Origin of the sequence: Shewanella sp. SP2S2-6 (genome assembly GCF_031931965.1) — a bacterium.
Taxonomy (GTDB): Bacteria; Pseudomonadota; Gammaproteobacteria; order Enterobacterales; family Shewanellaceae; genus Shewanella; species Shewanella baltica.
The window spans coordinates 102,613-128,694 of record NZ_JAUOEQ010000002.1 but is presented as its reverse complement, the minus strand read 5'-3'; the positions used below and the strand labels follow the sequence as shown (position 1 = coordinate 128,694).

The window sequence follows — 26,082 nt, the reverse complement described above, 5'->3', positions numbered from 1 at the left end:
CTCACCCATTAACTTTCATGGATGATGTTTTACTTTATAAACTAAGGGTGGGTGTTATGAAACTGATAAATGTTAATGTTGAAAATTTCAGAGGGATTTCAAATGCTAGTATAAAGATAGATAATTTCACTACGCTTGTTGGTGGAAATAATATCGGTAAGTCAACGATACTATGTGCAATAAAAATACTGTTGGATAATTTGAAACCTACTAGAGATGATTGGCCTGCCCACCAACCTAGTGATGAAGTTATGCGTATTACATGTGAATTTGGTGATATTCAACCTTGGGAACGACTAAAACCAGCGATATCAACGCTTTTAAATGGAGATCTACTGCAAGTAAAAATGGAAGCGATTTGGACCGATGCTGATAAAAAACCAGAGTGTTCATATTTTGTTAATCATAAAATAACTGTTACTCCATTTAACAATAAAGGTATTACTGATGCTAAGAAAGACCCTGAGTTAGCTGGAATACTAAGTCATTTAAATATTAATAACGCAGCTGAATATAAAGCTCGAATGAATGAGTTGGAAAGCTATTTAAAAGATAATCGGGCAGATTTGATTTCTGAAGTTTTAGATTGGCATGAGAAAGTTTTCGCTAATTCACTTCAGCAGGCTATTCCTCATGTAATGTATGTACCTGCAAGTTTTAAAATTGAAGACGAACTAAAAACAACCGCAAGCTCTCCATTTGCTTATCTTTTTATGAATAAGCTTTTTCCAAAGGTAAAGGCTGATATAACTTACACTAATTATATTGAAAGAGCTGCATTGTTACAGAATAAGTTAAAAGGAAAATCCGATGATGGTTCTGAGATTGAGGGGCTTGGTAGTGCATTAGATAGTATATCTACCACTCTTAATAGTATTTTAGATTTTGATTCAAAAGTGAGGCTTTCTATTGGTGATATAGATATAGAACCTCATTTTATGAAGGCTGCTACTTTTTTAATTGAAGAGGAAATGGAAACTAGTTTGCAGTATCAAGGAAGTGGGGTTCAAAGAGCTTTGGCATTTGCAATGTTAGAATGTAATGCATCTGTTGAGGCTAGTGTAACTGGTGCAACGAGGACTACGATTGTTTTATACGAAGAGCCAGAATTGTATATACATCCTCACTTGATGAGGAGGCTTAAAAATACATTGCAATCACGCTCTGAGCTAGTCGAATGGCAAGTTATTTGTTCTACTCATTCTCCTTTTTTAATCGATTTAGCAAATAAACCTCAATCAATAAAACTTTTAAAAAGAGGTGTCGGCAACTCTCGTAAAGTGTCACAGTTACCATCAAATATTTTTGAAGAAAGTCCTGATTATGATGAGCGAGTTAGATTACGTGCAGTTTTAGATTTTCATCCATCTGTTTGTGAGAGTCTTTTTGCTAAAAGAGTTGTTATTGTTGAAGGTGATACCGAAGTTGCAATTTTTAGTTTAGGAGCTGAGCTTGTTAAAAAATATGAAATAGAACATTCTCAACATCTTGATACAACGGTTATTTCGGCTGGAGGGAAGTGGACAATACCTGCAATTGTAAAAGTTTTAAATGAATTAGATATTGAGTATAAAGTAATTCATGATACAGATAGGAAAGGACTTTCAGATGAAGATTTAATCGTTGCCCACCATCTTCATCCATATAAAGCAAATGAAAAAATTAATTCAGTAGCTAAAGAGGGAACGGTTTTTCTGGTTAACGATACATTTGAACATGTGTTATGGGATAAGTTACTGGAGGAAAAAGATATTAAGTCAAGTGGAAAACCATATAATTCTTGGAAACGAGTCAGAGATTATTTGGATGGTACATTGGAATTGAGGCCTAGTTGTGAGGTGGCACTTAAAAAAATTATAGAATTTGCATACTGTAATTAGTTAATAGAGAAGATATGACATGCATAACTTTTTCAATACGAAAAGTTAACTCTAATGCCACAGAAGTTCACCGATCCCCTGCGAAGTTGTCGAAATACGCAGATAAAAATGCCGTGGCGACATCATGGATGATGGTGCAGGCTCGGGGGCACATGGATGTGCCATCTGAGCCGTTAGGCGATTTTTATTGGAGTATGAGACAGGTAACTAATGCATGTAACTTCGCTAGGGGCGGCAAGGGGAGATGCAAGAGGGGGATTGCTGTTGATCCCCTTCTTGCCCTGGTGTGGAATGGAATTCCACGACTTTGATTTTTTATTTTGATTTTAAAGTTAGACATTAAAACCAAAAATAAGGGGCTTCGACTCTGCCCCTTAATTCCACATTTGTCTAATTTCCCAAGTGAAACTTGGGCATTAACGAGTACCAATGATTACTCTGGGTCACTCCCTATTCAGGATCGCTGATTACTCAGGATCATAATCAAGCACTGGCGCCAGCCACTTCTCCGTCTCTGCTACAGTCATCCCTTTACGCTTGGCATAATCTTCCACTTGATCGCGGCCGATGTTACTCACGCCAAAGTAGCGCGATTTCGGGTGGGCGAAATACCAGCCCGATACTGCCGCGGTAGGGAACATGGCGTAGCTTTCGGTGATATTCAAGTCGATAGTTTCATCGGGCTTGAGCAAGTCCCATAACAAGCCTTTTTCTGTGTGGTCTGGGCAAGCTGGGTAACCCGGTGCGGGGCGTATGCCTTTGTATTTCTCGCGGATTAAGGCTTCGTTGCTTAACTGCTCATCGGCCGCATAACCCCAAAACTCTTTACGCACGCGTTCGTGCATCCGCTCGGCAAAGGCTTCGGCCAAACGGTCGGCTAAGCATTTGAGCATGATGGCGTTGTAGTCGTCGTGGTTGGCTTCAAAACGTGCCACATGTTCGTCTATGCCGTGGCCCGTGGTCACCGCAAAGCCGCCCATGTAATCGGCGACGCCTGAATCTTTTGGCGCGACAAAGTCGGATAGGCAGAAGTTGTCGTTACCGACACGCTCAAGCTGCATCCGCAGGTGATGTGTGGTCATTTCAACTGTGGTGCGCGACTCATCGGTATACAGCTCAATGTCGTCGTAATTGACGGTATTGGCAGGGAATAAGCCGATAACCGCTTTCGCCGTGAGCCACTTTTCTTCGATGATTTGCTTGAGCATGGCCTGACCATCGGCGAATAGCTTTTGCGCTTCTTCACCGACCACTTTATCGGTGAGGATTTCAGGGTAGTGGCCGTGCAGTTCCCACGAGCGGAAAAACGGTGTCCAGTCGATACGCTCAACTAAATCTTCTAACGGATAATTATCAAATACTTGGCGCCCGAGCACGTTTGGCGTGAACGGGGTGTAGTTCGCCCAATCGTGTTGGCAGCGGTTATCGCGCGCCGCTTCGAGTGACACTATCTCTTTGCGTTTAGCTTGGGATAAACGCTTAGTGCGCATGTCGTCGTATTCGGCATAGGTTTCGTCTATGGTCGCTTGGCGAGTCTCGTTGTTGATGAGTTTACTCACCATAGGCACGGCGCGGGACGCATCGGCAATATAAATGGCGCCATGGGGATAATGGGGCGCAATCTTCACCGCTGTGTGGATTTTTGAGCAAGTGGCGCCGCCGATAATCGCTGGAATGGTTAAGCCTTCGCGGTGGAAGGTTTTCACGTTATGCACCATCTCGTCCAGACTCGGCGTGATGAGGCCGGACATGCCGATGATATCGATATTGTGTTCTTTCACGGCGTCGAGAATTCGCTCCACCGACACCATCACGCCTAAATCGAATACCTCAAAACCGTTACAGGCGAGCACCACGCCGACGATATTCTTACCGATATCGTGCACATCGCCTTTTACCGTCACCATCAAAATCTTGCCATTCGATTGGCCTTCGACCTTTTCCAGCTCGATATAGGGGTTTAAGTAGGCCACGGCTTTTTTCATCACCCGCGCCGATTTCACTACCTGCGGCAGGAACATCTTGCCCGAGCCGAACAAGTCGCCGACCACGTTCATGCCGTCCATCAAGGCGCCTTCAATCACATCCAGTGGACGTTTCGCTTCTTGGCGCGCCGCTTCGGTATCTTCATCAATAAATTCGGTAATGCCTTTGACGAGCGCATGGGATAAGCGTTGGCTCACCGGCCAGCTGCGCCATTCTAAATCTTCTTTTTTACCCACCTGTGCGCCATCACCGCGGAATTTCTCCGCGATTTCAAGTAACTGCTCGGTATTGCTTGAGCCTTCGACTGGGCAGGGCAAGTTAAGCACTACGTTTTCGACCCGTACTTTAAGCTCAGGATCGATATCGTCGTAAATGGCTAACTGACCCGCGTTGACAATGCCCATGTCCATGCCGACTTTGATGGCGTGGTACAGGAATACCGCGTGAATCGCCTCGCGCACTGGGTTGTTACCGCGAAACGAGAACGACACGTTCGACACGCCGCCCGAAATCATCGCGTGGGGCAGGGTGGCTTTAATCGCTTTAATGGCATCAATAAAATCGACTGCATAGTTGTCGTGTTCATCGATACCTGTGGCGATGGCGAAAATGTTTGGGTCGAAGATGATGTCTTCTGGCGGAAAGCCGACCTTATCGACCAGCACCCGATAAGCGCGGGTACAGATTTCGATTTTACGCGCCTTGGTATCGGCCTGACCTTGCTCATCGAATGCCATGATAATGGCCGCCGCGCCGTAGCGTTTCACCAGTGTTGCTTGCTCGATAAACTTGGCTTCGCCTTCTTTGAGGGAAATCGAGTTAACTATGCCCTTGCCTTGAATACATTTGAGGCCAGCTTCGATCACTTCCCACTTAGAGGAGTCGATCATAATAGGTACGCGGCTGATGTCGGGCTCAGAGGCAATCAAGTTTAAAAACTTGTGCATGATCTCTGCGCCATCGAGCATGCCTTCGTCCATGTTGATGTCGATGATCTGCGCGCCGCTTTCGACCTGCTCGCGGGCGACATCGAGCGCCTGCTCAAACTTACCGTCTTTGATCAGCTTTAAAAACTTGGCTGAACCTGTAACGTTGGTGCGTTCACCCACGTTAACGAACAGGGATTGGGCGTCGATAGTCAGTGGTTCCAAACCGGCAAGGCGGCAGGCTACGGGAATATCGGGCAATACGCGCGGGTTATGTCTATCGACCGCTTCGCGAATAACGCGGATATGTTCAGGCGTACTACCACAGCAACCACCGATAATATTGAGCATGCCTTCGCGCGCCCAATCTTCAATCACGTTTGCCATGTCTTCTGGGGTTTCATCGTAACCGCCAAACTCGTTCGGCAGGCCTGCATTCGGATGCGCCGACACATAACACTCACTGATGCGGGATAATTCTTCCACATAGGGGCGCAATTCTTTTGGCCCAAGTGCACAGTTAAGACCGATAGATAACGGCTTGATATGACGAAGGGAATTGTAAAAGGCTTCGGTCGTTTGGCCAGTCAGTGTGCGGCCAGAGGCATCGGTAATAGTGCCCGAAATCATGATCGGCAATCTGTCTTTAGAATGCTGACCAAATAAGTCATCAAATACCGATTCAATCGCAAACAGTGCGGCTTTGGCGTTTAAGGTATCGAATATGGTCTCGACCATAATGATATCCGCGCCGCCTTCAATCAGCGCCTTAGTGGATTCTCGGTAAGCGCTCACTAACTCATCGAAGCTGACGTTGCGATAGCCAGGATCGTTCACATCGGGACTAATCGAACACGTACGGTTAGTGGGGCCTAACACACCGGCGACGTAGCGTGGAATGCCTGTGGCAGCAAACACTTCATCACAGGCTTCACGGGCGAGGCGCGCGCCGGCTAAGTTAATTTCGGCGGACAGCGACTGCATGTCGTAGTCGGCCATGGCGATAGTAGTAGCATTAAAGGTGTTGGTTTCAATGATGTCGGCACCGGCGTTTAAGTAGTCGGTGTGAATTTGTTTGATGATGTGGGGTTGCGACAACACCAATAAATCATTGTTACCTTTGACGTCAGTGTGCCAATCTTTAAAGCGTTCGCCGCGATAATCCTCTTCTTCGAGCTTGTGGTCTTGGATCATAGTGCCCATGGCACCGTCTAAGATTAGAATGCGCTCAGCAAGCTGTTTACGAATGTCTGCCAATATCTGGCCGGCTTTGGTAGAGGGTATCGTCATAAATAATTACCTTAAATACAGCTAAGTTAAGTCCAAGCATCGACCCTTGTTATGCTAAGTGCAGGGTAAAGCGTGTTGTGCAGTCCAGATATCGGCTCTCGTTATCGACCCTAGTTAGTGATCTAAATTAGCTAACTTAGTTAGGCTAAGTGCATTCCATTCTGCTCGGTCGATATTTGACTACTCGTTTTAGTTATTCATTGTTAGAGATTAGTTTTGGACATTTAAACGTATAGACGTCCATAATACGCGACTTATGATTGTCAGGGCAAGGTCAAAATTGACTGACGACAATTGCGTCCTATCAGCACTTTTCACCCAGTTTAACGGCTCTTTTTTTAGGACTAGTTGTAGAGCTAGTTGTTGGGCTAGGGCGTAATTGAGTATATAGGACGACGGTTCTAATGTGGGCTTTCAACAAAATTTGCCATGAGTGATAGACATAGGAATACGATGAAACAAGTTCGATTGTTATTGTTACGCCACGGCGAGTGTGAAGGCGGCGCCATTTTACGCGGCCGTGTGGATGTGCCTTTAAGCGAAAAGGGCTGGCAGCAAATGTCGGCAGCGGTTGAGGCGCAGGCAAGTACCTGCAGCGCGATTTATAGTTCGACTTCACGCCGCTGCGGCGAATTTGCCCAAGCCTTTGCCGCCGAATTGCATTCGACGGCGGCATTGATATCTGAGTCAAGGCCATTGCAGGCGCAGTTTTTGTCGGGTTTACAAGAAATCGACTTTGGCGATTGGGACGGTTGTCGACTCGATGAGCTGTATCAGCAAGAGGGCGAACGTTTAGCGGCCTATTGGCAAAACCCTTGGCAAACACCGCCGCCCAATGGGGAAACTATGGCCAGTTTCGAGTCGCGGGTGAATGGCGCGATTGACCAGATACTCGCCGCCGAGTTTGAACGATTGACCGTCGACTCAGATAGCGCCGAGCTGGCTGTGGGAGCGGGCGTGGCTGCGGGCGAACTGGCTGCCAAAGTATGGGTGGTGACCCACGGCGGAGTGATCCGTCACTTAATGGCGCGCGCCCTTGGGGTTGAACGGGCGGTGGGATTTTACAGTCAACTCGATTTACCCGTGGCGGCCGTGGTGAGCATTAATGTGCTGCAGGATGAGCACGGCGTTTGTTATTGGCGTTTAGATTGGCCGAGCGGGCGCTGCGAGTGATCCGCGTTGCCCTAAGGTGAAGATTTTTCTTGTCTTACCAGCGTGATTGTCGATTGCCTATTAAGGTAAATATAGGATAATGCTTTTTCCTGACGTCCCCGACGCACACGGCCTTGCAAGGCTGGTGGCAGTGTATCGGATGACGTCACAGAAATAGGTGTTGGGAGTTTTGAGTGGTGCGAGGGTGTTCTGTGGCAGTTATGGCCGAGACACGCTGCAAAGGCTTGAAATCAATCTCAACATAATAGGGAATCGGGGAGCTGCTCGTCAGTCAGCCCGAACTGTGCCCGCAACTGTGAGTGACTTTTTATATTGTTTTCAATACAAAAAGTGACGAGTCAGGAGACCTGCCTATTTCTGTTATCGCTGCGTGCAGCCTTAGTTCTCGAGCGGGTGACTCGAGGGAGCCGATGACAATGTGCACAACCTTTTTTAATTCAGGTTTGGACTCGCTAGGAGCACCACTTTGGTGAAACTCTCTGCCATCCAAACGAGCCATGCTTTGAATGACAGCGACACTCGCCCATCAGCGAGCCAGACGGTCGCGCTCGATGTCAGCCAGTTAAGCTGGTGTATCGATGGCAAAACCATTCTTTCCAATATTAACTTTGCGCTGCCAACGGGGCAGATGTTGGGTTTGATTGGGCCTAACGGTGCGGGTAAGTCTAGCTTGCTACGCTGTTTGTATCGCTTTGTTCGCCCGACTCAGGGCAAAATTACCCTGTTTGATCAAGATATTGAGCGTTTATCGCCCAAAGCGTTTGCCTGCCGCGTTGCCGTAGTGCAGCAAGACACGCCGCACTATTTCGATTTAACCACAGAGCAATTGGTCAGCATGGGCTTAACACCGCACAAGGGCATGTTCGATACTAATTCGAGCTGTGATGGCGAGCGCATTGCCAAAGCCTTAGAGAAAGTCGGCCTGAGTCATAAGATGCATCAACAGTACGAGCACTTATCTGGTGGTGAAAAGCAGCGTGCCTTAATCGCCCGTGCCATAGTGCAGCAGCCGCAACTGCTGATCCTCGACGAGCCAACCAACCACCTCGATGTGCGTTATCAAATCCAAATCCTCGAATTAGTTCGTAGCCTTGGCATCAGCGTGATTGCCTCTATTCACGATCTCAATTTAGCCAGCGCCCTGTGCGACAGTTTGTTGTTGATCCATAACGGTGAAGTCAGCGCTATGGGCACACCAACCGAGGTATTAACCGAGGCGCGAATTGGTGATGTGTTCGGCGTTTGCGCTCAGGTGTCGACCCATCCACAACATAAAAAGCCCTTAATCAGCTACTTTTATGGCTACCATGATTCGACGCACAACATGGCTGATGCTTTGGCTGAGCGAGGCGAGGGCGGATGATTCAGGGAGTAAACAGCATTTCATCTTACATTTGGGGCGTATCGTGACACCTTTGACGAGACAACAACTGATGCTGGTCGCATTAGGCATAATCACTTTGATAACCCCCATTGCCGCCACGAGTTTTGGCGCGGCGAACATCAGTTTTATGGATGTTATCCAAGTGTTTATCAATAAAATGGCCAACCTCACTCAAGCCAATGGCATGACAGAGCGCATCGTGATGGAGCTCAGACTGCCGCGTATTTTGCTGGCCTTTGTGGCGGGTGCGGGTTTGTCCTTGGCGGGCAGTGTGCTGCAAACCGTGACCCGCAATCCGCTGGCCGATCCATATTTGTTTGGTATTAGTTCCGGCGCATCCTTTGGCGCTGTGGTGATGTTGACGATATTCACAGGCTCTGGATTTTTTGAGAATACGGGTATGGCGGCGAACTCGGGGATTTTTAGTGGCTCGGGCGCCTTGTCGGGTTTGCTTTGGTTTAGCTTGCCCTTCGGCGCTTTTATTGGCGCCAGTTTGTCGGTACTGATAGTGCTGGCCTTGTCTGGCCTTGGGCTCAATAGCCAAGTGGAACGCATGTTGCTCTCTGGCGTGGCGACCTCCTTTATGTTCGGCGCGCTAACGAGTCTGTTGCTGTATTTCGCTAGTCCGCAGGCGACGGCTTCTGTGTTGTTTTGGAGTTTAGGCAGTTTCGCTAAGGCCAGTTGGTCCTTATTAGTGATGCCGACACTGGTGATTGGCGCGAGTTTGTTCATTATTTTAGGCATGAAACGGCAGATCATGGCGTTGCAAGCGGGGGATGAAACGGCGCATACCTTAGGGGTGAATGTGCCTAAGTTGCGACTCAATATGCTGCTGCTCTGCTCCTTGATTACCGCGATTTTGGTTGCCACCTGCGGCGGTATTGGGTTTGTCGGTTTGATGATCCCCCACACAGTGCGCATGCTGTTTCCCGGTCGTCAGCCGATTATTTTAACGGCGCTGGTGGGCGGATTATTTATGGTGTGGATTGATGTGCTGGCGCGCTGTTTGTTGGGCAATCAAGAGTTGCCCGTGGGCATTATCACAGCGGCCATAGGTAGCATGTTCTTTTTGCTGATTTTGCGTAAACGCAGAGTCATGGCGTAAGCACCTAGTCAGAACGTAATCCTAGAGTCATCTTGCAAGCGCAGACTGACGGGATAATCAGTATTTCTGTTGATATCCCACCCGCGATTGGAAATGCACAATTGGACATGTTCGTCATAAACGCGGGATGCGTTGTGGTTATTTAATGTAGATTACAAAGTGGAGTGTGGATGTCTCAGTCAGCCGTGTCTTTTCAAATAAGCCCTGTGAGTAAAGCGCAGGATCTGGTGATTCTGCAGAAAATTGATCTTAAGACTAAGCCGCCCGGCGCCTTAGGTCAGCTCGAATCCTTAGCCTTGCAGATTGCCCGCGTGCAAGCGACTGATTTGCAACAAACGGAGCAGCCACAAACGGATGTGCTCAAAATAGTCCGTCCAACCATGTTAGTGTTTGCGGGGGATCATGGCATTGCCGCAGAAGGCGTGTCGATTGCCCCTAGCGAAGTGACTCACCAAATGGTGCAAAACTTTGCCCATGGCGGCGCGGCGATTAACGTTTTTTGTCGGCAGGTGGGCTTTAAGCTCGAAGTGATCGATTGCGGTATGTTAACGCCAGTTGAAGGGGTTGAAGGCATTATCGATCAACGTCTTGGCGCGGGCACAGGGGCGATTCATTTAGAACCCGCGATGGCGCTGGAAACCGTCGATAAAGGCTTTGCTATGGCGCGCGATTTGATTGAACGTCACCATCAAGCGGGTTGTAACTTAGTCGCCTTTGGTGAAATGGGCATAGGCAATACCTCCTCTGCTGCGGCCATTATGGCGGCGATTATGCAGCTGGATGTGATTGATTGTGTCGGCCGTGGTACGGGCATTAATAGTGAAACCTTAGAACGTAAATTGATGCTGATTGAGCTCGCGTTATTGCTGCATCAAAGCGCCTTAACTGGGCCTAAGTCAGTGTTAGCTTGCCTAGGAGGTTTTGAAATTGTGCAGATGACGGGTGCTATGTTAGCGGCCGCTGAACGTAAAATGCTGGTGGTCGTGGACGGTTTTATCGCGACAGCGGCAGCATTAGTCGCAGTGCAAATCGCCCCCAATGTGCGTGATTATTTGATTTTTGCCCATCAATCCGATGAGCAAGGTCATCTGCGAATGTTAGAATTTTTGCAGGCTAAACCTTTATTATCCCTAGGGCTGAGATTAGGCGAAGGTACGGGGGCGGCGTTGGCATTGCCGCTTATTCAAGCCTCAGTAAATTTTTACAATCAAATGGCGAGTTTTAGTGATGCGGGGATTGAGGCTGTTGTATGATGTGCTCTGCTAAGTCGCTTATTTTACTTATTTAAAATAATAGCCTTTTAGCCAACCGTTTTAATTTTAAACCTTGCAGCAAGTGTGAATTCACTAAGGATGCTTTATGTCAGAACGCGAAAGCTGGCACAAAGAGATAGATTTATTTTTAGTTGCCATGGGCTATTTTACCCGCATTCCTATGCCTAAGTGGGTCGAAGTCGATAGCGATAAGTTGAATAAGGCCAGCCGTTATTTCGGTCTCGTCGGTCTTCTGGTCGGCTTGTTAAGCGCCATAGTGTTTTGGCTGACGCAGAACTGGCTCCCCGCTGGCGTTTCTGTTCTTTTAGCTATGTTGGTTGGCGTCTTGCTCACGGGCGGATTCCATGAGGATGGCCTCGCCGATACCTTCGACGGTTTTGGCGGGGGTTGGACGGCTGAAGACAAGCTGCGGATCATGAAAGACTCGCGCCTTGGCAGTTATGGCGCACTGGCGCTGATGTTGGCCCTGCTGCTGAAATGGCAGTTGCTAGTCGAGTTGGCACTGTACGATCCTGTCGTTGCGGGTTCAGCACTTATCGTCGCGCACACTGTGAGCCGTGTGGTATCAGCCAGTATCATTTTTAGCGAAAAGTATGTCCGCGATGACGAGACCAGTAAGTCTAAGCCGCTATCGCAACATCAAGGCATTAATGAGCTGCTTATCCTGATCGCCAGCGGCGTATTAGTGCTGTTATTCCTCAAGGGGTTAGCGGCATTGTCATTGCTATTGGTGATGATAGGACTGCGCCGTTTGATCATAGTGATCTTTAGACGCCAGATTGGCGGTTACACGGGTGATACCTTAGGCGCGGCGCAGCAAATATCTGAAATCATGTGTTATTTTGTATTGCTCGTTGTGGGTAACATACTGTGATCCACCTCGTCCTAGGCGGCGCCCGTAGCGGTAAGAGTCGCTACGGCGAAGCCTTAGTGCGTCAGTACACTGCGCTCGGCTTCGATGCTTGCTATGTGGCGACGGCGCAGGCGCTAGATGATGAAATGGCGACACGTATCGCCAAACATCAGGCGGGACGATCGGACGATGGTATCGAATGGCAATTGTTTGAAGAGTCGCTCGCCCTCACTGCACTGTTAAAACAGTTAGCAAAACCTGGGCGAGTGATTTTAGTAGACTGTTTAACTCTTTGGTTAACTAATCAATTACTTGCATCGAACGTTAACATCGATGATGAACCCGCGCCGACTGAGTGGAATGCGACTGACTTTGCCACTTCCACCTTTGCCGTTTCAACCTCTGACGATAAAGCTCATGCGAGTTGGCAGGCCGAGAAAACCGCTTTTGTGGATTCCCTCGTCGAGCTTGAGGGAGTGGTGATTTTGATCAGTAACGAAGTCGGTTCTGGCATAGTGCCCTTAGGTGAGTTGAGCCGACAATTTGTCGATGAAGCGGGCTGGTTAAATCAAGCCGTGGCGACCTTAGCGGACAATGTCACCTTAGTGGTCGCTGGTTTACCCTTAGCATTGAAACCACTTTAGACTTTGTGCTCAGTCAACGTTTTAAGCTTAAGTTGCATACTTAAGTTATTTTTAGACTGAGCTGTTATGTTAATGACTGCAAACTAGAATAAGCCTTTTAAACCTATGCCCTCTCCAAACACAGACAACACAGGCGGTGCAAATGCACTCGATACCGCTGACACTCCTGTAGTTAATACGCTTGCGGTTAATTCACCTCGGCGCGCGGCAGTCTTGATGGTGCAGGGCACAACATCGGATGCGGGTAAAAGCACCTTAGTGGCGGGGATTTGTCGTTTGCTCGCCCGTCAGGGGATTAAGGTTGCGCCCTTTAAGCCGCAAAATATGGCGCTCAATAGCGCTGTTACTGTCGATGGCGGCGAGATTGGCCGCGCACAGGCCTTGCAAGCCGTGGCCTGTTATCTTGAGCCCCATACCGATTTTAATCCCATACTGCTTAAACCAAGCTCGGACACGGGCGCGCAAATTATTGTTCATGGCAAAGCCCTGACGACACTCGAAGCCTCGGCCTTTTTTGGGCCTAAATCTAAGGATTACAAGGCAATGGCGCTTGGCGCTGTGCTGGAATCCTTCGAGCGATTAAGCGGTCAGTATCAAACCATAGTGGTTGAAGGCGCGGGCAGTCCAGCGGAGATCAATCTGCGTGAAGGTGATATTGCCAACATGGGATTTGCCGAAGCTGTGGATTGCCCTGTGATTATCATTGCCGATATCGATAAAGGTGGCGTATTTGCCCATTTGGTCGGGACCTTAGCCTTGTTATCAGAATCCGAACAAGCGCGGGTAAAGGGCTTTGTGATCAACCGTTTCCGTGGTGATATTAGCCTGTTGCAATCAGGGCTCGATTGGCTTGAAGCTTATACTCAAAAGCCTGTTTTAGGCGTGTTGCCTTATCTGCATGATTTACATCTCGATGCCGAAGATGCGCTGGTTGATTCGCCCACTAAGCAGCCGAAGAGTCGTTTTAAGGTGCGGGTACTCGTATATCCGCGAACCAGTAATCACACAGATTTTGATCCGCTGCGGTTGCATCCCGATATCGATTTTGACTATGTGTCATTGCAAACCCAAGCCGCGAGTCACGCCACTCATTTGCCCGCCGCCGATGTATTGATCTTGCCCGGCAGTAAGAATGTGCGCGCCGATTTGGCCTTTTTACGCCAGCAAGGTTGGGATAAGGACATCGACACACACCTGCGTTACGGCGGCAAAGTGCTCGGTATTTGCGGCGGTTACCAAATGTTAGGCCAAAGTATTGCCGATCCCTTAGGGATTGAAGACAGTGCGGGCGATACCGAAGGACTTGGCTACCTGCCATTGAGCACAGAACTGAAAGCCGATAAACAGTTACGGCGGGTGAGCGGTGAGCTAAGGTTACTTGGGCAAACAGTTGCTGTGCAGGGTTATGAAATCCACTGCGGTGAATCACGTTATCTTATCCCTAGGCTTGAACAAACGAATGCGCCCTTGCAGTTAATCCCAGAATCGACAAGCTTAGCTGCGCCAGCGATGAGTTTTGCCGATGGCCTGCAAAGTGATGATGGGCAAATCTTAGGTACTTATTTACATGGGCTATTTGATAGCCCTGATGCCTGTCAGCTGATTTTGCGCTGGGCGGGATTAAACGATGCTAAGACGATAGATATCAATCAAATACGTGAGCAGCAACTCGAGCGTTTAGCCGATGTACTAGCCGAACATCTCGACATGCAAAAATTACAGCCAATTTTAGAAGCATAAGTTTTAAAAGCAGACATTTTTAGCCGCAGAGTGAAGAGAAGACCATGACAGCACAGAACGACAATGAACAAGCGCAAATCAAGGCCGAACGCCACAAGGCTCGCCAACAAAAAGTGAAAGCCGGTGTGGATGCTAAAATTGCCGCCGCCCAAGAAGAAAAGGGGATTTTGCTGGTATTAACTGGTAACGGTAAAGGCAAGTCGACCTCAGGTTTTGGCACGGTCGCCCGCGCCGTCGGTCACGGTAAAAAAGCCGCGGTAGTACAATTTATCAAAGGCACCTGGGAATGCGGTGAGCGCAACTTACTCGAAGGCGCCGGAGTTGAGTTTCATGTAATGGGTACAGGTTTTACCTGGGAAACCCAAGATAAAGAAAAGGATACCGCCGCCGCTGTGCTCGCTTGGGAAGCCGCTGAAAAGCTGCTGCAAGATGAGAGCATAGATTGCGTGATGCTCGATGAACTCACCTACATGGTGAGCTATCACTATCTGGATGTGGAACGTGTGCTTAGCGCACTTAAAAATCGTCCACCGATGCAGCATGTGATTATTACGGGCCGTGCTTGCCACCGAGCGATTATCGAGCTTGCAGATACGGTCAGCGAAGTGCAGCCGCTGAAACACGCCTTCGAAGCGGGTATCAAGGCGCAGCAAGGTTTTGATTACTAATCGAACTTGGTAAAAGTCGGCGCATAAGCGACTATCTGTTATTGGCTGGCAGCTAGGCCTTTAGCCACTACTAGCCGTTAGTCACTAACCGTTTAGCGTTCAAAGTGTTCTCAAGGATGATCCTATGAATAAGCGTATCGTGATTTGTGCCGATGGGACTTGGAATCGGCCCGAGAAAGATCTAAAGGTCGATTTCCCAACCAATGTGCTGCGCCTCGCGCGTGCTATCAGCCCGATAGCGGCTGATGGTAAACCCCAGCAGGTATTTTATGATTGGGGTGTGGGTTCCTATTACGATCAAACTATCGGTGGTGCGACAGGGCGCGGTTTACATAAAAACATCATGGATGGGTATCGCTATATAGTGCAAAACTATTCCCCAGGCGATGAGTTTTATCTCTTTGGTTTTAGCCGCGGTGCTTACACTGTGCGTTGCTTGTGTGGCTTGATTAATAACTGCGGCATACTTAAACGCCCCGATGCGGCGTTGATTCAACAAGCTTTCGACCACTATAAAAAAAGCAGTGCGCCCTTTGCGCCTGATGGTGAAAAATCCCTCGAATTTAGAGCGAGATACAGTCATGAATCACGGGAAATCAAGTTTGTTGGCGTGTGGGATACCGTGGGTGCTATGGGGATCCCTATTTCATTTTTAGGCTTGTTCGAAGATAAAGACGAGTTTTACGACACTAAAATTGGCCGCAATGTGCGCGTTGCCCGACATGCGTTAGCCATAGATGAACATCGCAGTGATTTTGAGCCGACTATTTGGCAACTACGCGACAATATGGACATGCAGCAAGTGTGGTTTGCGGGCGCCCATAGCAATATTGGCGGTAGTTATAAACCCGATAAAGACGGTTCATTGTTGTCGGATATTGCACTGTTGTGGATGATATCCGAGGCGCAGAAATTTAATTTAAGCCTAGAGCCACACTTAGCCGCGAGTGTGCATCCAAATCCGCTCGCGACCTTACATGACTCGAGACGCAGTTTTTATCGGATAAAACAGGAATATTTACGACCACTCGACCCTGAGCAAATCCCAGTACTTTTGCATCATTCGGTGAAGACCCGCTGGGATCAAGATCCTCAGTATCGCCCCAAGAATCTACAAACTTATATCGAACACTATGGCTGGCCAGAGCAGCTAGTTTAACTCTATAACCCCAAGTGACCTGAAGCTACTACGCCTGCATCTTCAGGCGGTTTGGGGATAAATACTAAGGCATATCATGATTAAGCGACACTTAGCTGGACTCGTTTTTGGGCTCAGCTTGTTTTTTCCCCATAGCGTATTGGCCGAGCCCGCTAAACGCATTATTGCGCTCTCGCCCCATGCGGTGGAAATGCTTTACGCCATAGGTGCGGGCGATACAATTGTGGCCGCAACCGATTATGCGGATTATCCCGAGGCGGCAAAAAATATCCCGCGTATTGGGGGTTACTATGGCATTCAAATGGAGCGGGTGATGGAGCTTAATCCCGATCTGATTGTGGTGTGGGATTCGGGTAATAAAGCCGAAGATATCAACCAGCTTAGGACGTTAGGATTTAACCTTTATGGTAGCGATCCTAAAACCTTAGAAGGCGTCGCCAAGGAGCTTGAAGAGTTAGGCCAACTTACGGGGCATGTTGAAGAAGCAAGCAAGGCTGCGGCCGCTTATCGCGCTGAGCTTATCCGATTGCGGGTTGAAAATGCTAAAAAATCAGAACCTAAGGTATTTTATCAACTCTGGTCGACCCCCTTGATGACAGTCTCTAAAAACAGTTGGATCCAACAGATCATCAGTGTGTGCCATGGCCAAAATGTGTTTTACGATGCTGCCAGTGATTATCCGCAAGTCAGTTTAGAAAACGTCTTGCTGACCTTGCCCGAGGTGATTTTGCAGAGTGAAGAAGAAGGTAATGTGAAAGGGGTTGATTGGCGCCAATGGCCAGAAATTCCTGCCGTGAAGAAACAGCATATTTATCAACTCAATGCCGATTTATTACACCGCGCGACGCCCAGAGCTTTACTTGGCGTTCAAGCCTTATGTGATGCCTTGGATAAAGCACGTTAAATAAAACGCCTGACAGATTATTCCGTCAGGCGTTTAGTCAGATGTTGCTATTTTTTAAGCGTTTAGAAAGGCGCGTTGATGTCGACCACATTAATCAGCTTGTGGTTTACAAACTCTTTCAATCCTAAATAAATCAACTCGCGGCCATAACCTGAGCGGCGTACGCCACCAAAGGGTAAGTCGGCCTTGACCATAGTCGGATGATTAACAAACATCATTCCAGTGGAAACTTGTTTCGCGACCGCGAGCCCGCGTTTAGTGTCGGCGGTAAACACTGAGCCACCCAGTCCAAAGGGCGAGTCATTGGCAACGGCAATCGCTGCTTGCTCATCCTTCACTTTGTGGATACTAGACACAGGACCGAAGAATTCCCAATAGTAGGCGGGATTATCTGGCGTCAGGTTTGTCAGTATTGTTGGCTGTACAAAGGCGCCTTGCTGCGGCACTTTTGGCCCCACTTCGGTCGCGGTTGCGCCGTGTTTCACGGCATCACGGATCTTCTGCTTCAACTCATCGGCTGCACCTTGGGAAGACAGCGGTGCCAGCGTAGTGGCCGAGTCCATAGGATCGCCTGCTTTTAGCGCTTCGATCCCCTTGATATAGCCCTGCATAAATTCATCATAAATGGCTTCAACTAAGATCATCCGCTTAGATGAGGTGCAGACCTGACCCGCATTCCAGTGACGACCAAATACAGCCCAGTCGATGGTTTTGGGGAGCTCGGCATCTTCCAGCACGATAAAGGCATCAGCGCCACCCAGTTCGAGGGTGGACTTTTTCAGCGCCTTACCCGCAAGAGCCGCAATGTGCGATCCCGCATCTTCTGAGCCTGTGAAGGCGACCCCATGCACTTTGGGTGAGTTGATGATCTGCCCTATTTGTTCTCGGGTGGCATACAGGTTTTGGAATGCGTCTGAGGGCAATCCGGCATCGCGCATTAGACCTTCAAAAGCGGCGGCGCACTGGGGCACATTAGACGCATGCTTGAGCAGTAGGGTATTACCGGCAGCAAGCTGCGGCGCGAGGATGCGAGCAATTTGATAATAGGGAAAGTTCCAAGGTTCGATGGCCAGCAATACACCCAGCGGCTCGTTAACCAGTATCGCTTCACCTTCGGCGGGATCGGCAACGGGCAGTTTTTGCGGAGCTAACAATCGCTCGGCATGTTCGGCGTAGTATTCGAAAATTTGCGCCGACAGTTCGACCTCTGCCTCAGCTTCTGCGGTGACTTTGCCCATTTCTAAGGTCAGCAATTTAGCGTAAGCGGGCTTGCTGTCTCTGAGGATGTGAGCGGCTTTAGTGAGTACGGCGGCCTTGTCGGCAAAAGGCGTGGTTCGCCAGCTTAAAAATGCCTGATGGGCGGATTCTATCGCTTGCGTGACTTCGGTATCTGTTGCATTTGGAAATTCTTTAACTAGTTCACCCGTAAAGGGATTGATCGTTGCATAAGCCATATGTTCCTCCAAGCGTTCAACGAATAGAGAGTAAATGCCAACTCTTGGCATCGAGGGTGTAAATATCGTGTCTGTTGTTATCTCCCTTGCCATCTTGCTTAGTATCGATGCGAGGCAAGGGAGTGATTAATGAGCTTTAAACCGCAAGCTTTTTATAACGTTCAGCCATTGCATTGGCGGCAATCATGGCTTGATAGACATCGTCGGCAGTTAACTGCATCGGCATATTGCCCATAGTGTCGCCCTCTGCGCAGGCAATCTCAGCCACTTTGCGCCACTCTGCTTCGACAAAGGTTTTTAGCCCCAAATCGGCGAGCGTGAGCGGCAGTCCCGCGGTTTTGATGATGTGAATGACGTTATCGATTTCGGCTTTGGGGGCATTTTCGAGTACTAGCTGGGTGAGTAAGCCAAATACCACTTTCTCGCCGTGCTGGGCTTTATGTAGGTCAGCTACCGCCGACATACCATTGTTCACAGCATGGGCTGCGGCTAATCCGCCCGCTTCGGCCCCGACACCACTGAGATAAATCGTCGCTTCAATGGTTTGCTCAAGTGCGGGAGTGACTATCTTGTTTCTCACCGCATCCATAGCGGCTTCAACATTTTCAGTCAGTAGTTGATAGCAAAGCTGCGCTAATCCCAGCCCTGTGCGGGAAGGTTTTTTCAATACGAGATTGACGCCATCGGATTGATAACAGGCGCGGGCTTCAAAGTAAGTGGCCAGAGCATCGCCTATGCCCGCTGCAAAAAATCGGGCGGGAGCCGCGGCGATAATGGCTGTGTCGGCAACAACAGCATCAGGATTTTGTGGCAGAAACAGATAGCGTTCAAACTCACCAGTTTCGGAATAGATCACGGCAAGTGCCGTACATGGTGCATCGGTTGAAGCAATAGTTGGGTAGAGCACCACTGGCCGTTTTTGATAGAAGGCGACGGCTTTGGCGGCATCTAAGGTTTTACCCCCGCCAACTCCAACAATCACGTTGGTATGATGCTGTTCTGCCAGTGCACCTAAGCGCTTTATCTCGGCTTCGCTGCACTCATAGTTGAATTTTTCGAGATGGTTGCTGATCCCATTTTGGTCCAGCCCTGCGACCGCTTCATTCTCAACTCGGCTGAGGATAAATTCATCGCAGATGATAAAAGCATTGTCACCAAAGTCCTTAACATAATCATGCGTTTGAGCTAATAAGCCCTTGCCGATAATGAATTTTTTAGGGGAAGTGACGGTACGCGGAACGACAGTGCTCATAGAGCCTCCTTTGCACTTATGACGGTTATCCTTTCATGCTTACCCTAGCATACGCTTAATTTATCGTCACAGCATGAGCGGTGGTAATATTTTTATTATGCAGCGTAAATTACTACTTTAGTGCCTAATTAATAGATTAAAAATGTGGTTTATTATTTTATTGGTCGAGTTAAATGCTTTGGTGTTTCTTTCTGGTTTTTTCTGGTTTAAGGCAGGGGCGAGGGCTCAGAGAGCGAGGCGAACTCAGTTGGTGAAGAGATGTAAGACGGAGCGGGCGAGCTGATTTAAGACTGAGTGGGCGAAGTGATATAAGACATCTAAGCAAGTGATGAAGCTAAAACTGGATTGTGTGAATAGCGGAAATGCCTGCTGTGGAAACACAGCATAGTCATTAATTTAATGGGAATTTATTACCTCAAACCCGCCCTAAGCCTTGCTCGCTGTTCATGCTTTATGTGATGCTCTGTACTGTCGTTAGTTTGTGTCCTCGCTAGATGCAATCGTTAGCTGAGATAAAAGATAAGTAATCAAGGAGTGAAGATGGCAGAGCAAAATGCGTTAGGGCAAGAAGCCAGTAAAGGCACGTTAATATTCCTCTGTGGCAAAATGGGCGCAGGTAAATCCACCTTATCGCGACAACTTGCTGAGGCCGAAAACCGCGTTTTAATCTCGGAAGATGAATGGCTGGCGGCGCTGTATGCCGATGAAATTAACGATTTTGATACTTACCTGAAGTATTCCGCTCGTCTTAAGCCCTTGCTTAAAAAGCATGTGCAGGAACTGCTCTGTTCGGGTGTATCTGTGGTGATGGACTTTCCCGCGAATACCGTGAATCAACGCCTGTGGTTTCGAAGCATTTTTACCGATTGCGGCGCCGCCCATAAGTTGATGCATCTTAATCACAGCGACGCGCTTTGTTTGAGCCAACTCGATAAACGCAGACAAAGTCACCCTGAGCGCGCTATGTTCGATACCGAGGCGATGTTCTGGCATGTGAGCGGTTATTTTCAGCCGCCGACTCTGGATGAAGGCTTTTATCTTGAGGTGATTGAGAGCTAAGTGATTGAAAAATTGATTGAAAGCCAAGTGACTGAAGCTTAGTTACAGAAGCAAGTTACTGAAGCAAGCGACTTAATAAAAACAATAGGGAATATCATGTATCAAGTGCTTGAAGACGTTGTCTCAGCTAATGATTTTATCCGTTTACGGCAGATTTCGGGGTTAAGCCCTCGGCCATTGGAGGGCGCCATTAAGGCCTTACCTAGGAGTTTATATGGCGTGCAGATAAAGCTTGCCGATCAAACTGTAGGTATGGGACGTGTGGTTGGCGACGGCGCACTGAACTTTGAAATTGTTGATATTGCGGTCGATCCCGAGCACCAAGGCAAAGGCTTAGGACGGCTGATTATGCAGCACATTATGGCCTATCTTGACCGTGAGGCTTTTGAGGGTGCGTATATTACCCTGATGGCCGATGTGCCTGAACTCTATGAAAAGTTTGGTTTTAAATTCAGTCGCCCCGCAAGTGAAGGCATGTATATAGTGAAATAACGCTGTTAACCCATACACTTTTAACTAAAATTCTCGTAGCGGCACTCGCAACAGGACTCGACGCTGTAGAGCTTAAACAGCAGTACTCGCAGTAGCAGAGCTAAAACAGCAGAACTAAAACAGCAGAACTAAAACAGCAGAACTAAAACAGTAGAGCTTGAATAACAGAACTCGAACAACAATCAAAGGAAGCTTAACCTATGAATACTTTACTTATTTGCCTATTTGTCGCCATGTTATTGCCGTATCTGGCGAAAGGCCCCGTCGCTTGGGCGATGGCCAAGGCGGGCGGTTATGACAATAATCATCCCCGCGCCCAGCAAGCACAGCTAACCGGTTTTGGTGCTCGCGCCTTGGCGGGGCATCAAAATGCCTTCGAGTCCCTGTTAGTGTTTGGTCTGGCGGTATTAGTGGTTATCGCCACGGGCAAAGTGAACCCCACCACTGAGTGGTTGGCAATTACCCATGTCGCCGCCCGCTTTGTGTATCACATCCTATACCTTGCCAATAAAGGCACCCTACGATCCCTCTCATGGTTTGTCGCTATCTTCAGCGCCTTCGGGATTTTCTTTCAAGCTTTTTAATGCACTGTCCCAGTGTAAAAACGGGTTTTAAAACCCGCCTAGAACCACTCGCGATAAGTAAGACGTGGCCTGTAATAAGGGTCACTTCCGCCTCTCTACCTTAAAAATGACCTTATTAAAGGTCATTTTTATATCTATTAAGCAAACTGTCAGGTTTTAATTGTTACCTTACGCCCCCGATGTATTGGTTAGTCCCTTTGCTACCGTTTTACCTCAGTTAGAGATATGTCATGTTTAAAAGGCTCAAGCTTTCGTTAATGATGCTCACATTCATGAGTACGTTTGTTGTGTACTCTTTTGAATATCCACAAAAGACGCCAGCTAATAGTCAGATTTCAAATGGAATGGTATTTCAAACATCCACTTCTTTGCCTCAAACTGCTCCCTATCCTTTAACTATGAGTACGAGTGCTCGGCTTCTTATCGATAGTACGTCAACATATGTAACGGCTTTTCTTTTGCAGTTAAATAGAGGCAATGTTGTGGAGACAGGCGTTAACTCTTTCCCATTCCCACCTATGGCCCAACAGCCCGTTTTACCCAGTTCAGAACTAAAGCCACAAAACGTCAGTATTACTTCGATTAACGAATTGATGCTCTTGTTTGATTCACTTGATTACACGCTAGAAAATTTTCATAAGGGTAATAAATCGATACCTAGATTGACCTTTGATGCAGTGGGAGAGGGCTGGCGTTCAGTGTCAAGCCAACTCCCTGTGAAGCAAAAGAAAACGGTGTTTTTTAGATTAATGACACCTTTAGTGCTGTTGGCTAATGAGAAAATTTTACAAGAAAGACAAGTTATCATGTCGGCAGATATTGATGACACAGCGCTGATTGCTTTGGCTGTTAAGTACAAAGTGTTAAGCAGTACAGATAAGCCGCTGTTAGAGGCCCAAAGACAAATGCTGCTTAAAAGGGTGGATATCCTGCCACCATCTCTAGTATTAGCACAAGCAGCAAAAGAGAGCGGTTGGGGAACATCGCGATTTTCCCATGAAGGTAATGCATTATTTGGACAGTGGGATTTCAACGGGGATGGCATGGAACCTAAGCAAAAACGCCAAGGATTAGGAAACTATGGTTTAGCCCGTTTCGACACACCACTTGCCTCGGTGGAAGGGTATCTACTGAATTTGAATACCCATAATGCCTATCAAAAGATGCGGGATCTTCGTGTTCAATCCAGACAAGATAATCAAGCTGTGACAGGCTCTGAACTCGCTGGGACGTTAGACCGATATTCGGAGCGCGGGCACGCCTATGTTGAGGCGATTCGTCAAATGATCCGCACCAATAAGCTCTATCTGGTGGATGATACTTATTTGAGTGATGACGCGCCACTACATCTATTAACAAGAACAAACTAAGTGATTGGTTAAATGTACATTATTACTTAGACACTATTGAGAGACCTATTTAATTTAGGCCTGATTCATCAGCGACAAAGCCAAATAAATATGCTTGCAGTTCAGACAAAATTTCAATTTCATTCTCGAACAAGTCATCGTGTTCAACCCACTCTTGTCTTGATAACATATTTAAATCAGAGATATTTACATTGTATTTATCAATATATTCAGAAAATTCTTTAGTCATTACAGGCTTATAGACATTCAAAATATTTCTAACTTGATTATTGAGTTTTGCACTAAGATCATTCCAACTTTTTATAAGCTCCTTCTCTCTCTCTTTAAGCCTTGGCATTTCATCTATCTCATCCTCTTGCATATGGTTCAAACGCATATAAATGTCATACATTTCTTTAGATAACTCTAACTTATTCGATAGTGCATTCAACAAATCAAAAACAATACCTTTCCTGAGTTCCCACCGTCTTGATCTTTCTTGTGTATACAAACCACTACCATGCACTAGGACAGCGATGATGGATGCAAAGGCTATTACGATGTTAGTTAACACACCTAAGCTTAAGGTAAGAATATCTAAACAAATAAAGATACAGCCAAATAAAACCAAACCAACCATAATTCCAACTAAGATTGGGCTCATTAAATCATCACAAAAACGTATAATTCTTATATACATGCTTTAGCCCTATATTTCATCTGTAAACTTCAACAACAGTGATATTATTCTTTATTCTCAATTAATTAAAGCTATCTCAGCCCTTCTCAACCAATACGCATACGACTTCTTACTGTCTAATCCCATCAATGCCAATTGGCCTTTGCACACGTAACAAGTGCGAATCGCCCGAATACAGTTTGGCGATAACCGCTCAATCATCCTATCGAACTGGATCACATGCTTAGGAGCGCTCAAAAAAAGACAGAAAATGCATAACTCTTTTAATGCGAAATGTTAACTCTAATGCCACAGAAGTTCACCTCTCCCCGGCGAAGCTGTTGAAATATTTTGATAAAAATGCCGTGGCGATATCATGGATGATGGCGCAGGCTCTGGGTTAGCCGTTAGGTGACTTTTAGTGGGCGTATGATACTGGTTACTATGGTGTTTACGGAGATATGAGTCATGTAGCTACAGACATACTTAAGTGTTGGTGAAATTAATCACTTGCATGTAAGTGACCGTTGGCGGCATGGATGCCGCCGTCGAGCCATCAGGGACGAGTTTATGGCGTGTCACTGGAATGAAAGTGATTAATTCTATGCATAAAAGATAAAGCACTAATCACTCATAAAGAGGGGATTGCTGTTAATTCCTTCTTGGTCGATTCTTGATTAACAAATCAGGGGTGAAGCCCCACGACGTTGACTTTTCTTGATAAAAATACTGATAGATAAAACCAATCAGTTGGTTGCAAAACTCCACATGGCTTGAATCAATCCATCAGAGACTTCAAATACCACCATCACCTCAAAGGGTTCATCTCTAATCCCGCTGATGCGTTCGTGGTCGACGACTTTATTGCCCACCACCATACGGCTGACGATTTCGGCATGTAAGTTGGGCAGATTAAAGCGCTCATTCTGATAGAAGTCACTAAAAGCGGCTTTACCTTGGATGACGGGCGCTGTTGCGGGTGGGCGATAGATGCACACATCGTCACTGAACTGGGCGACAAAAGTAACGAGATCGCGCTGGTTGTAGGCTTCAAGCTGAGCTTGAACCAAAGCTTCGGGTGTGCTTTCTACTGCTTTGGCTTTAGTTCTGGCACTTGCACCGATGCCTGTGGCTTCCGTCATATTCACTATCCTAATGTTTTTATTACAACAGCTTAAGCTGTGTTTGTCCCCATTGGGTGGCGAAAGGCATCGCCTCCTGCGGACTCAGGACAAATTCTTGTTCACAGCCATCGCCGCGGGGTGTTTCCCAGAATTTGATGGTCTTTGCCTCAAGGGTGAGCTGATAATATCCCGAGCCGTCTGATGAGGGACATTCTGGATCTAACTCTTTACCTGCAAACAATTTTTCCCTTAATGCTTGAGGTAAAGGATGGCTCATACTATCTAGCATGCTTTGCGGTTTGGTATCGGCGAGAAACCATTGCCACGGGTGGAAAGGTTTGCCGTCGGTAAGGGAGAAACTGACAAATTCTTGGCTGATGCCATTAGCGCCATAGCCTGCGGCCCAGCGATATAGGCGCACACTGAGCCAATGCTGATTAATAAAAATCGGCTCGGCAAAGGTTTCGTCAGTCACAAAACTGCCCATTTGTGCCAGCATTCTGCGGCGAGTGTCAAAGGTTTGTGCTAGCTGGGCTTCATCGGTGAGCTTATGTTCAAGCCATTGATTAATTGCCAAGATACCCGTTTGTGGGCCTTTAAATTCAATACCCACATCTGTGCCAAACGTCAGCGGGCGATACTCAATATTTTCATAGGGTTGCCATTTCCCTCGGCTGAGTTTTGGCCTTGTTTCTAGTGGCAGGTTATAGGCATCGGCACCGCAATCTTCTAGATCATCTGGGCTGGTTTCTCGCTCAAGTTGCACGGGTAACGATTTACCCGCGCTATCTTTAAACCAATGGCCGCTCAGTTTTTGTGGCGTGACAGTATCAAACTGCCAGTTTCCAGTGTTGCCTTCTTCTTTCCACAGTTCATCTTGCTGCTCGAGTCTTATTGGCTTTAAGTAGCGTTGATAGTAATAACTGCCTGTTCCATATTGATTAAAGCAGACTCTGACTTTGCTTTTGCCTAATTGTCCCTGCCAGATCCCCGTCAGTTCATTGGCCGCAAAGGAATGTAATGGGAGCGTAGAAGCAAGCAATAGGCTTGAAGATAAAACAGTGAATAACATCCTTGTGGGCATACTGATTTTCTCTTAAAAG

At 47.4% G+C, this 26,082-nt stretch carries 21 protein-coding genes, 1 pseudogene and 1 riboswitch; of the genes and pseudogenes, 15 read left to right on the top strand and 7 right to left on the bottom strand.

The window, feature by feature from the left end:
• The first annotated feature begins 56 nt into the window (after positions 1-56).
• Positions 57-1,880: an ATP-dependent nuclease gene (locus Q4Q57_RS02565; protein WP_259578420.1), complete on the top strand. Its 1,824-nt coding sequence runs from the start codon at positions 57-59 to the stop codon at positions 1,878-1,880.
• 467 nt (positions 1,881-2,347) lie between these two features.
• On the opposite strand, the gene metH is transcribed toward Q4Q57_RS02565, so the two are convergent.
• Complete coding sequence (metH, locus tag Q4Q57_RS02560) at positions 2,348-6,082, bottom strand: methionine synthase (RefSeq protein WP_311889609.1); 3,735 nt, start codon at positions 6,080-6,082, stop codon at positions 2,348-2,350.
• A 453-nt stretch (positions 6,083-6,535) separates the two neighbouring features.
• Between metH and Q4Q57_RS02555 the strand changes: the two genes are divergently transcribed.
• From Q4Q57_RS02555 to Q4Q57_RS02510, 10 genes are all read left to right on the top strand, one after another.
• A complete protein-coding gene (locus Q4Q57_RS02555) occupies positions 6,536-7,255 on the top strand; it encodes a histidine phosphatase family protein (protein ID WP_311889607.1) in 720 nt (239 codons plus the stop codon).
• A gap of 203 nt (positions 7,256-7,458) precedes the next feature.
• A riboswitch (cobalamin riboswitch) is annotated at positions 7,459-7,625 on the top strand.
• Positions 7,626-7,724: 99 nt separating this feature from the next.
• Positions 7,725-8,618, top strand: coding sequence for an ABC transporter ATP-binding protein (locus Q4Q57_RS02550; RefSeq protein WP_012088423.1), 894 nt, complete (start codon positions 7,725-7,727; stop codon positions 8,616-8,618).
• Complete coding sequence (locus Q4Q57_RS02545; protein ID WP_311889736.1) at positions 8,587-9,744, top strand: iron ABC transporter permease; 1,158 nt, start codon at positions 8,587-8,589, stop codon at positions 9,742-9,744. The genes Q4Q57_RS02550 and Q4Q57_RS02545 overlap by 32 nt, the downstream gene beginning before the upstream one ends.
• Positions 9,745-9,914: 170 nt before the next feature.
• Positions 9,915-10,997, top strand: coding sequence for a nicotinate-nucleotide--dimethylbenzimidazole phosphoribosyltransferase (cobT, locus tag Q4Q57_RS02540; RefSeq protein ID WP_311889604.1), 1,083 nt, complete (start codon positions 9,915-9,917; stop codon positions 10,995-10,997).
• Positions 10,998-11,103: 106 nt separating this feature from the next.
• Positions 11,104-11,892 (top strand): adenosylcobinamide-GDP ribazoletransferase, encoded by a 789-nt coding sequence (locus tag Q4Q57_RS02535; protein ID WP_212599388.1) that lies wholly within the window; start codon positions 11,104-11,106, stop codon positions 11,890-11,892.
• Positions 11,889-12,515 carry a bifunctional adenosylcobinamide kinase/adenosylcobinamide-phosphate guanylyltransferase gene (gene cobU, locus Q4Q57_RS02530; RefSeq protein WP_311889602.1) on the top strand — a complete coding sequence of 209 codons (627 nt, stop codon included), beginning with the start codon at positions 11,889-11,891 and terminating at the stop codon, positions 12,513-12,515. Before Q4Q57_RS02535 ends, cobU begins: the two co-directional genes overlap by 4 nt.
• Positions 12,516-12,620: 105 nt before the next feature.
• Positions 12,621-14,255, top strand: coding sequence for a cobyric acid synthase (locus Q4Q57_RS02525; RefSeq protein WP_311889601.1), 1,635 nt, complete (start codon positions 12,621-12,623; stop codon positions 14,253-14,255).
• Between the two features lie 44 nt (positions 14,256-14,299).
• A complete protein-coding gene (gene cobO / locus Q4Q57_RS02520; RefSeq protein ID WP_198571815.1) occupies positions 14,300-14,923 on the top strand; it encodes a cob(I)yrinic acid a,c-diamide adenosyltransferase in 624 nt (207 codons plus the stop codon).
• A gap of 124 nt (positions 14,924-15,047) precedes the next feature.
• Positions 15,048-16,082, top strand: coding sequence for a DUF2235 domain-containing protein (locus Q4Q57_RS02515; protein ID WP_311889600.1), 1,035 nt, complete (start codon positions 15,048-15,050; stop codon positions 16,080-16,082).
• Positions 16,083-16,158: 76 nt separating this feature from the next.
• Positions 16,159-16,986: a cobalamin-binding protein gene (locus tag Q4Q57_RS02510; protein WP_131525603.1), complete on the top strand. Its 828-nt coding sequence runs from the start codon at positions 16,159-16,161 to the stop codon at positions 16,984-16,986.
• Between the two features lie 62 nt (positions 16,987-17,048).
• Here the strand turns inward: Q4Q57_RS02510 and Q4Q57_RS02505 are convergent, their stop codons facing one another.
• Both Q4Q57_RS02505 and Q4Q57_RS02500 read right to left on the bottom strand, forming a co-directional pair.
• Positions 17,049-18,440 (bottom strand): NAD-dependent succinate-semialdehyde dehydrogenase, encoded by a 1,392-nt coding sequence (locus tag Q4Q57_RS02505; protein ID WP_311889597.1) that lies wholly within the window; start codon positions 18,438-18,440, stop codon positions 17,049-17,051.
• Positions 18,441-18,576: 136 nt separating this feature from the next.
• The gene (locus Q4Q57_RS02500) at positions 18,577-19,692 is read right to left on the bottom strand and encodes a glycerol dehydrogenase (protein WP_311889596.1); all 1,116 of its coding nucleotides are present in this window, start codon (positions 19,690-19,692) and stop codon (positions 18,577-18,579) included.
• Between the two features lie 540 nt (positions 19,693-20,232).
• On the opposite strand from Q4Q57_RS02500, the gene Q4Q57_RS02495 reads away from it, so the two are divergent.
• From Q4Q57_RS02495 to Q4Q57_RS02480, 4 genes are all read left to right on the top strand, one after another.
• Positions 20,233-20,751: an AAA family ATPase gene (locus Q4Q57_RS02495; protein WP_011847594.1), complete on the top strand. Its 519-nt coding sequence runs from the start codon at positions 20,233-20,235 to the stop codon at positions 20,749-20,751.
• A 96-nt stretch (positions 20,752-20,847) separates the two neighbouring features.
• Complete coding sequence (locus tag Q4Q57_RS02490) at positions 20,848-21,243, top strand: GNAT family N-acetyltransferase (RefSeq protein ID WP_011847593.1); 396 nt, start codon at positions 20,848-20,850, stop codon at positions 21,241-21,243.
• A 200-nt stretch (positions 21,244-21,443) separates the two neighbouring features.
• Positions 21,444-21,827, top strand: coding sequence for an MAPEG family protein (locus tag Q4Q57_RS02485; RefSeq protein WP_011847592.1), 384 nt, complete (start codon positions 21,444-21,446; stop codon positions 21,825-21,827).
• Positions 21,828-22,057: 230 nt separating this feature from the next.
• The gene (locus Q4Q57_RS02480; protein ID WP_311889593.1) at positions 22,058-23,197 is read left to right on the top strand and encodes a glucosaminidase domain-containing protein; all 1,140 of its coding nucleotides are present in this window, start codon (positions 22,058-22,060) and stop codon (positions 23,195-23,197) included.
• Between the two features lie 49 nt (positions 23,198-23,246).
• On the opposite strand, the gene Q4Q57_RS02475 is transcribed toward Q4Q57_RS02480, so the two are convergent.
• From Q4Q57_RS02475 to Q4Q57_RS02460, 4 genes and pseudogenes are all read right to left on the bottom strand, one after another.
• The gene (locus Q4Q57_RS02475; protein WP_311889592.1) at positions 23,247-23,840 is read right to left on the bottom strand and encodes a hypothetical protein; all 594 of its coding nucleotides are present in this window, start codon (positions 23,838-23,840) and stop codon (positions 23,247-23,249) included.
• Positions 23,841-23,933: 93 nt separating this feature from the next.
• Positions 23,934-24,113: pseudogene (locus tag Q4Q57_RS02470) on the bottom strand (hypothetical protein); the annotation flags it as partial.
• 488 nt (positions 24,114-24,601) lie between these two features.
• A complete protein-coding gene (locus Q4Q57_RS02465) occupies positions 24,602-24,997 on the bottom strand; it encodes a nuclear transport factor 2 family protein (RefSeq protein ID WP_311889590.1) in 396 nt (131 codons plus the stop codon).
• A gap of 22 nt (positions 24,998-25,019) precedes the next feature.
• Positions 25,020-26,063: a hypothetical protein gene (locus Q4Q57_RS02460; protein ID WP_311889589.1), complete on the bottom strand. Its 1,044-nt coding sequence runs from the start codon at positions 26,061-26,063 to the stop codon at positions 25,020-25,022.
• Positions 26,064-26,082: the final 19 nt, after the last annotated feature.

Excerpts from the sequence above, each read along its gene's own strand:
- Q4Q57_RS02565 (WP_259578420.1), top strand. The coding sequence starts at position 57 with ATGAAACTGATAAATGTTAATGTTGAAAATTTCAGAGGGATTTCAAAT.
- metH (WP_311889609.1), bottom strand. The coding sequence starts at position 6,082 with ATGACGATACCCTCTACCAAAGCCGGCCAGATATTGGCAGACATTCGT.
- Q4Q57_RS02555 (WP_311889607.1), top strand. The coding sequence starts at position 6,536 with ATGAAACAAGTTCGATTGTTATTGTTACGCCACGGCGAGTGTGAAGGC.
- Q4Q57_RS02545 (WP_311889736.1), top strand. The coding sequence starts at position 8,587 with ATGCTTTGGCTGAGCGAGGCGAGGGCGGATGATTCAGGGAGTAAACAG.
- cobT (WP_311889604.1), top strand. The coding sequence starts at position 9,915 with ATGTCTCAGTCAGCCGTGTCTTTTCAAATAAGCCCTGTGAGTAAAGCG.
- Q4Q57_RS02535 (WP_212599388.1), top strand. The coding sequence starts at position 11,104 with ATGTCAGAACGCGAAAGCTGGCACAAAGAGATAGATTTATTTTTAGTT.
- Q4Q57_RS02525 (WP_311889601.1), top strand. The coding sequence starts at position 12,621 with ATGCCCTCTCCAAACACAGACAACACAGGCGGTGCAAATGCACTCGAT.
- cobO (WP_198571815.1), top strand. The coding sequence starts at position 14,300 with ATGACAGCACAGAACGACAATGAACAAGCGCAAATCAAGGCCGAACGC.
- Q4Q57_RS02515 (WP_311889600.1), top strand. The coding sequence starts at position 15,048 with ATGAATAAGCGTATCGTGATTTGTGCCGATGGGACTTGGAATCGGCCC.
- Q4Q57_RS02510 (WP_131525603.1), top strand. The coding sequence starts at position 16,159 with ATGATTAAGCGACACTTAGCTGGACTCGTTTTTGGGCTCAGCTTGTTT.
- Q4Q57_RS02505 (WP_311889597.1), bottom strand. The coding sequence starts at position 18,440 with ATGGCTTATGCAACGATCAATCCCTTTACGGGTGAACTAGTTAAAGAA.
- Q4Q57_RS02500 (WP_311889596.1), bottom strand. The coding sequence starts at position 19,692 with ATGAGCACTGTCGTTCCGCGTACCGTCACTTCCCCTAAAAAATTCATT.
- Q4Q57_RS02495 (WP_011847594.1), top strand. The coding sequence starts at position 20,233 with ATGGCAGAGCAAAATGCGTTAGGGCAAGAAGCCAGTAAAGGCACGTTA.
- Q4Q57_RS02490 (WP_011847593.1), top strand. The coding sequence starts at position 20,848 with ATGTATCAAGTGCTTGAAGACGTTGTCTCAGCTAATGATTTTATCCGT.
- Q4Q57_RS02485 (WP_011847592.1), top strand. The coding sequence starts at position 21,444 with ATGAATACTTTACTTATTTGCCTATTTGTCGCCATGTTATTGCCGTAT.
- Q4Q57_RS02480 (WP_311889593.1), top strand. The coding sequence starts at position 22,058 with ATGTTTAAAAGGCTCAAGCTTTCGTTAATGATGCTCACATTCATGAGT.
- Q4Q57_RS02475 (WP_311889592.1), bottom strand. The coding sequence starts at position 23,840 with ATGAGCCCAATCTTAGTTGGAATTATGGTTGGTTTGGTTTTATTTGGC.
- Q4Q57_RS02465 (WP_311889590.1), bottom strand. The coding sequence starts at position 24,997 with ATGACGGAAGCCACAGGCATCGGTGCAAGTGCCAGAACTAAAGCCAAA.
- Q4Q57_RS02460 (WP_311889589.1), bottom strand. The coding sequence starts at position 26,063 with ATGCCCACAAGGATGTTATTCACTGTTTTATCTTCAAGCCTATTGCTT.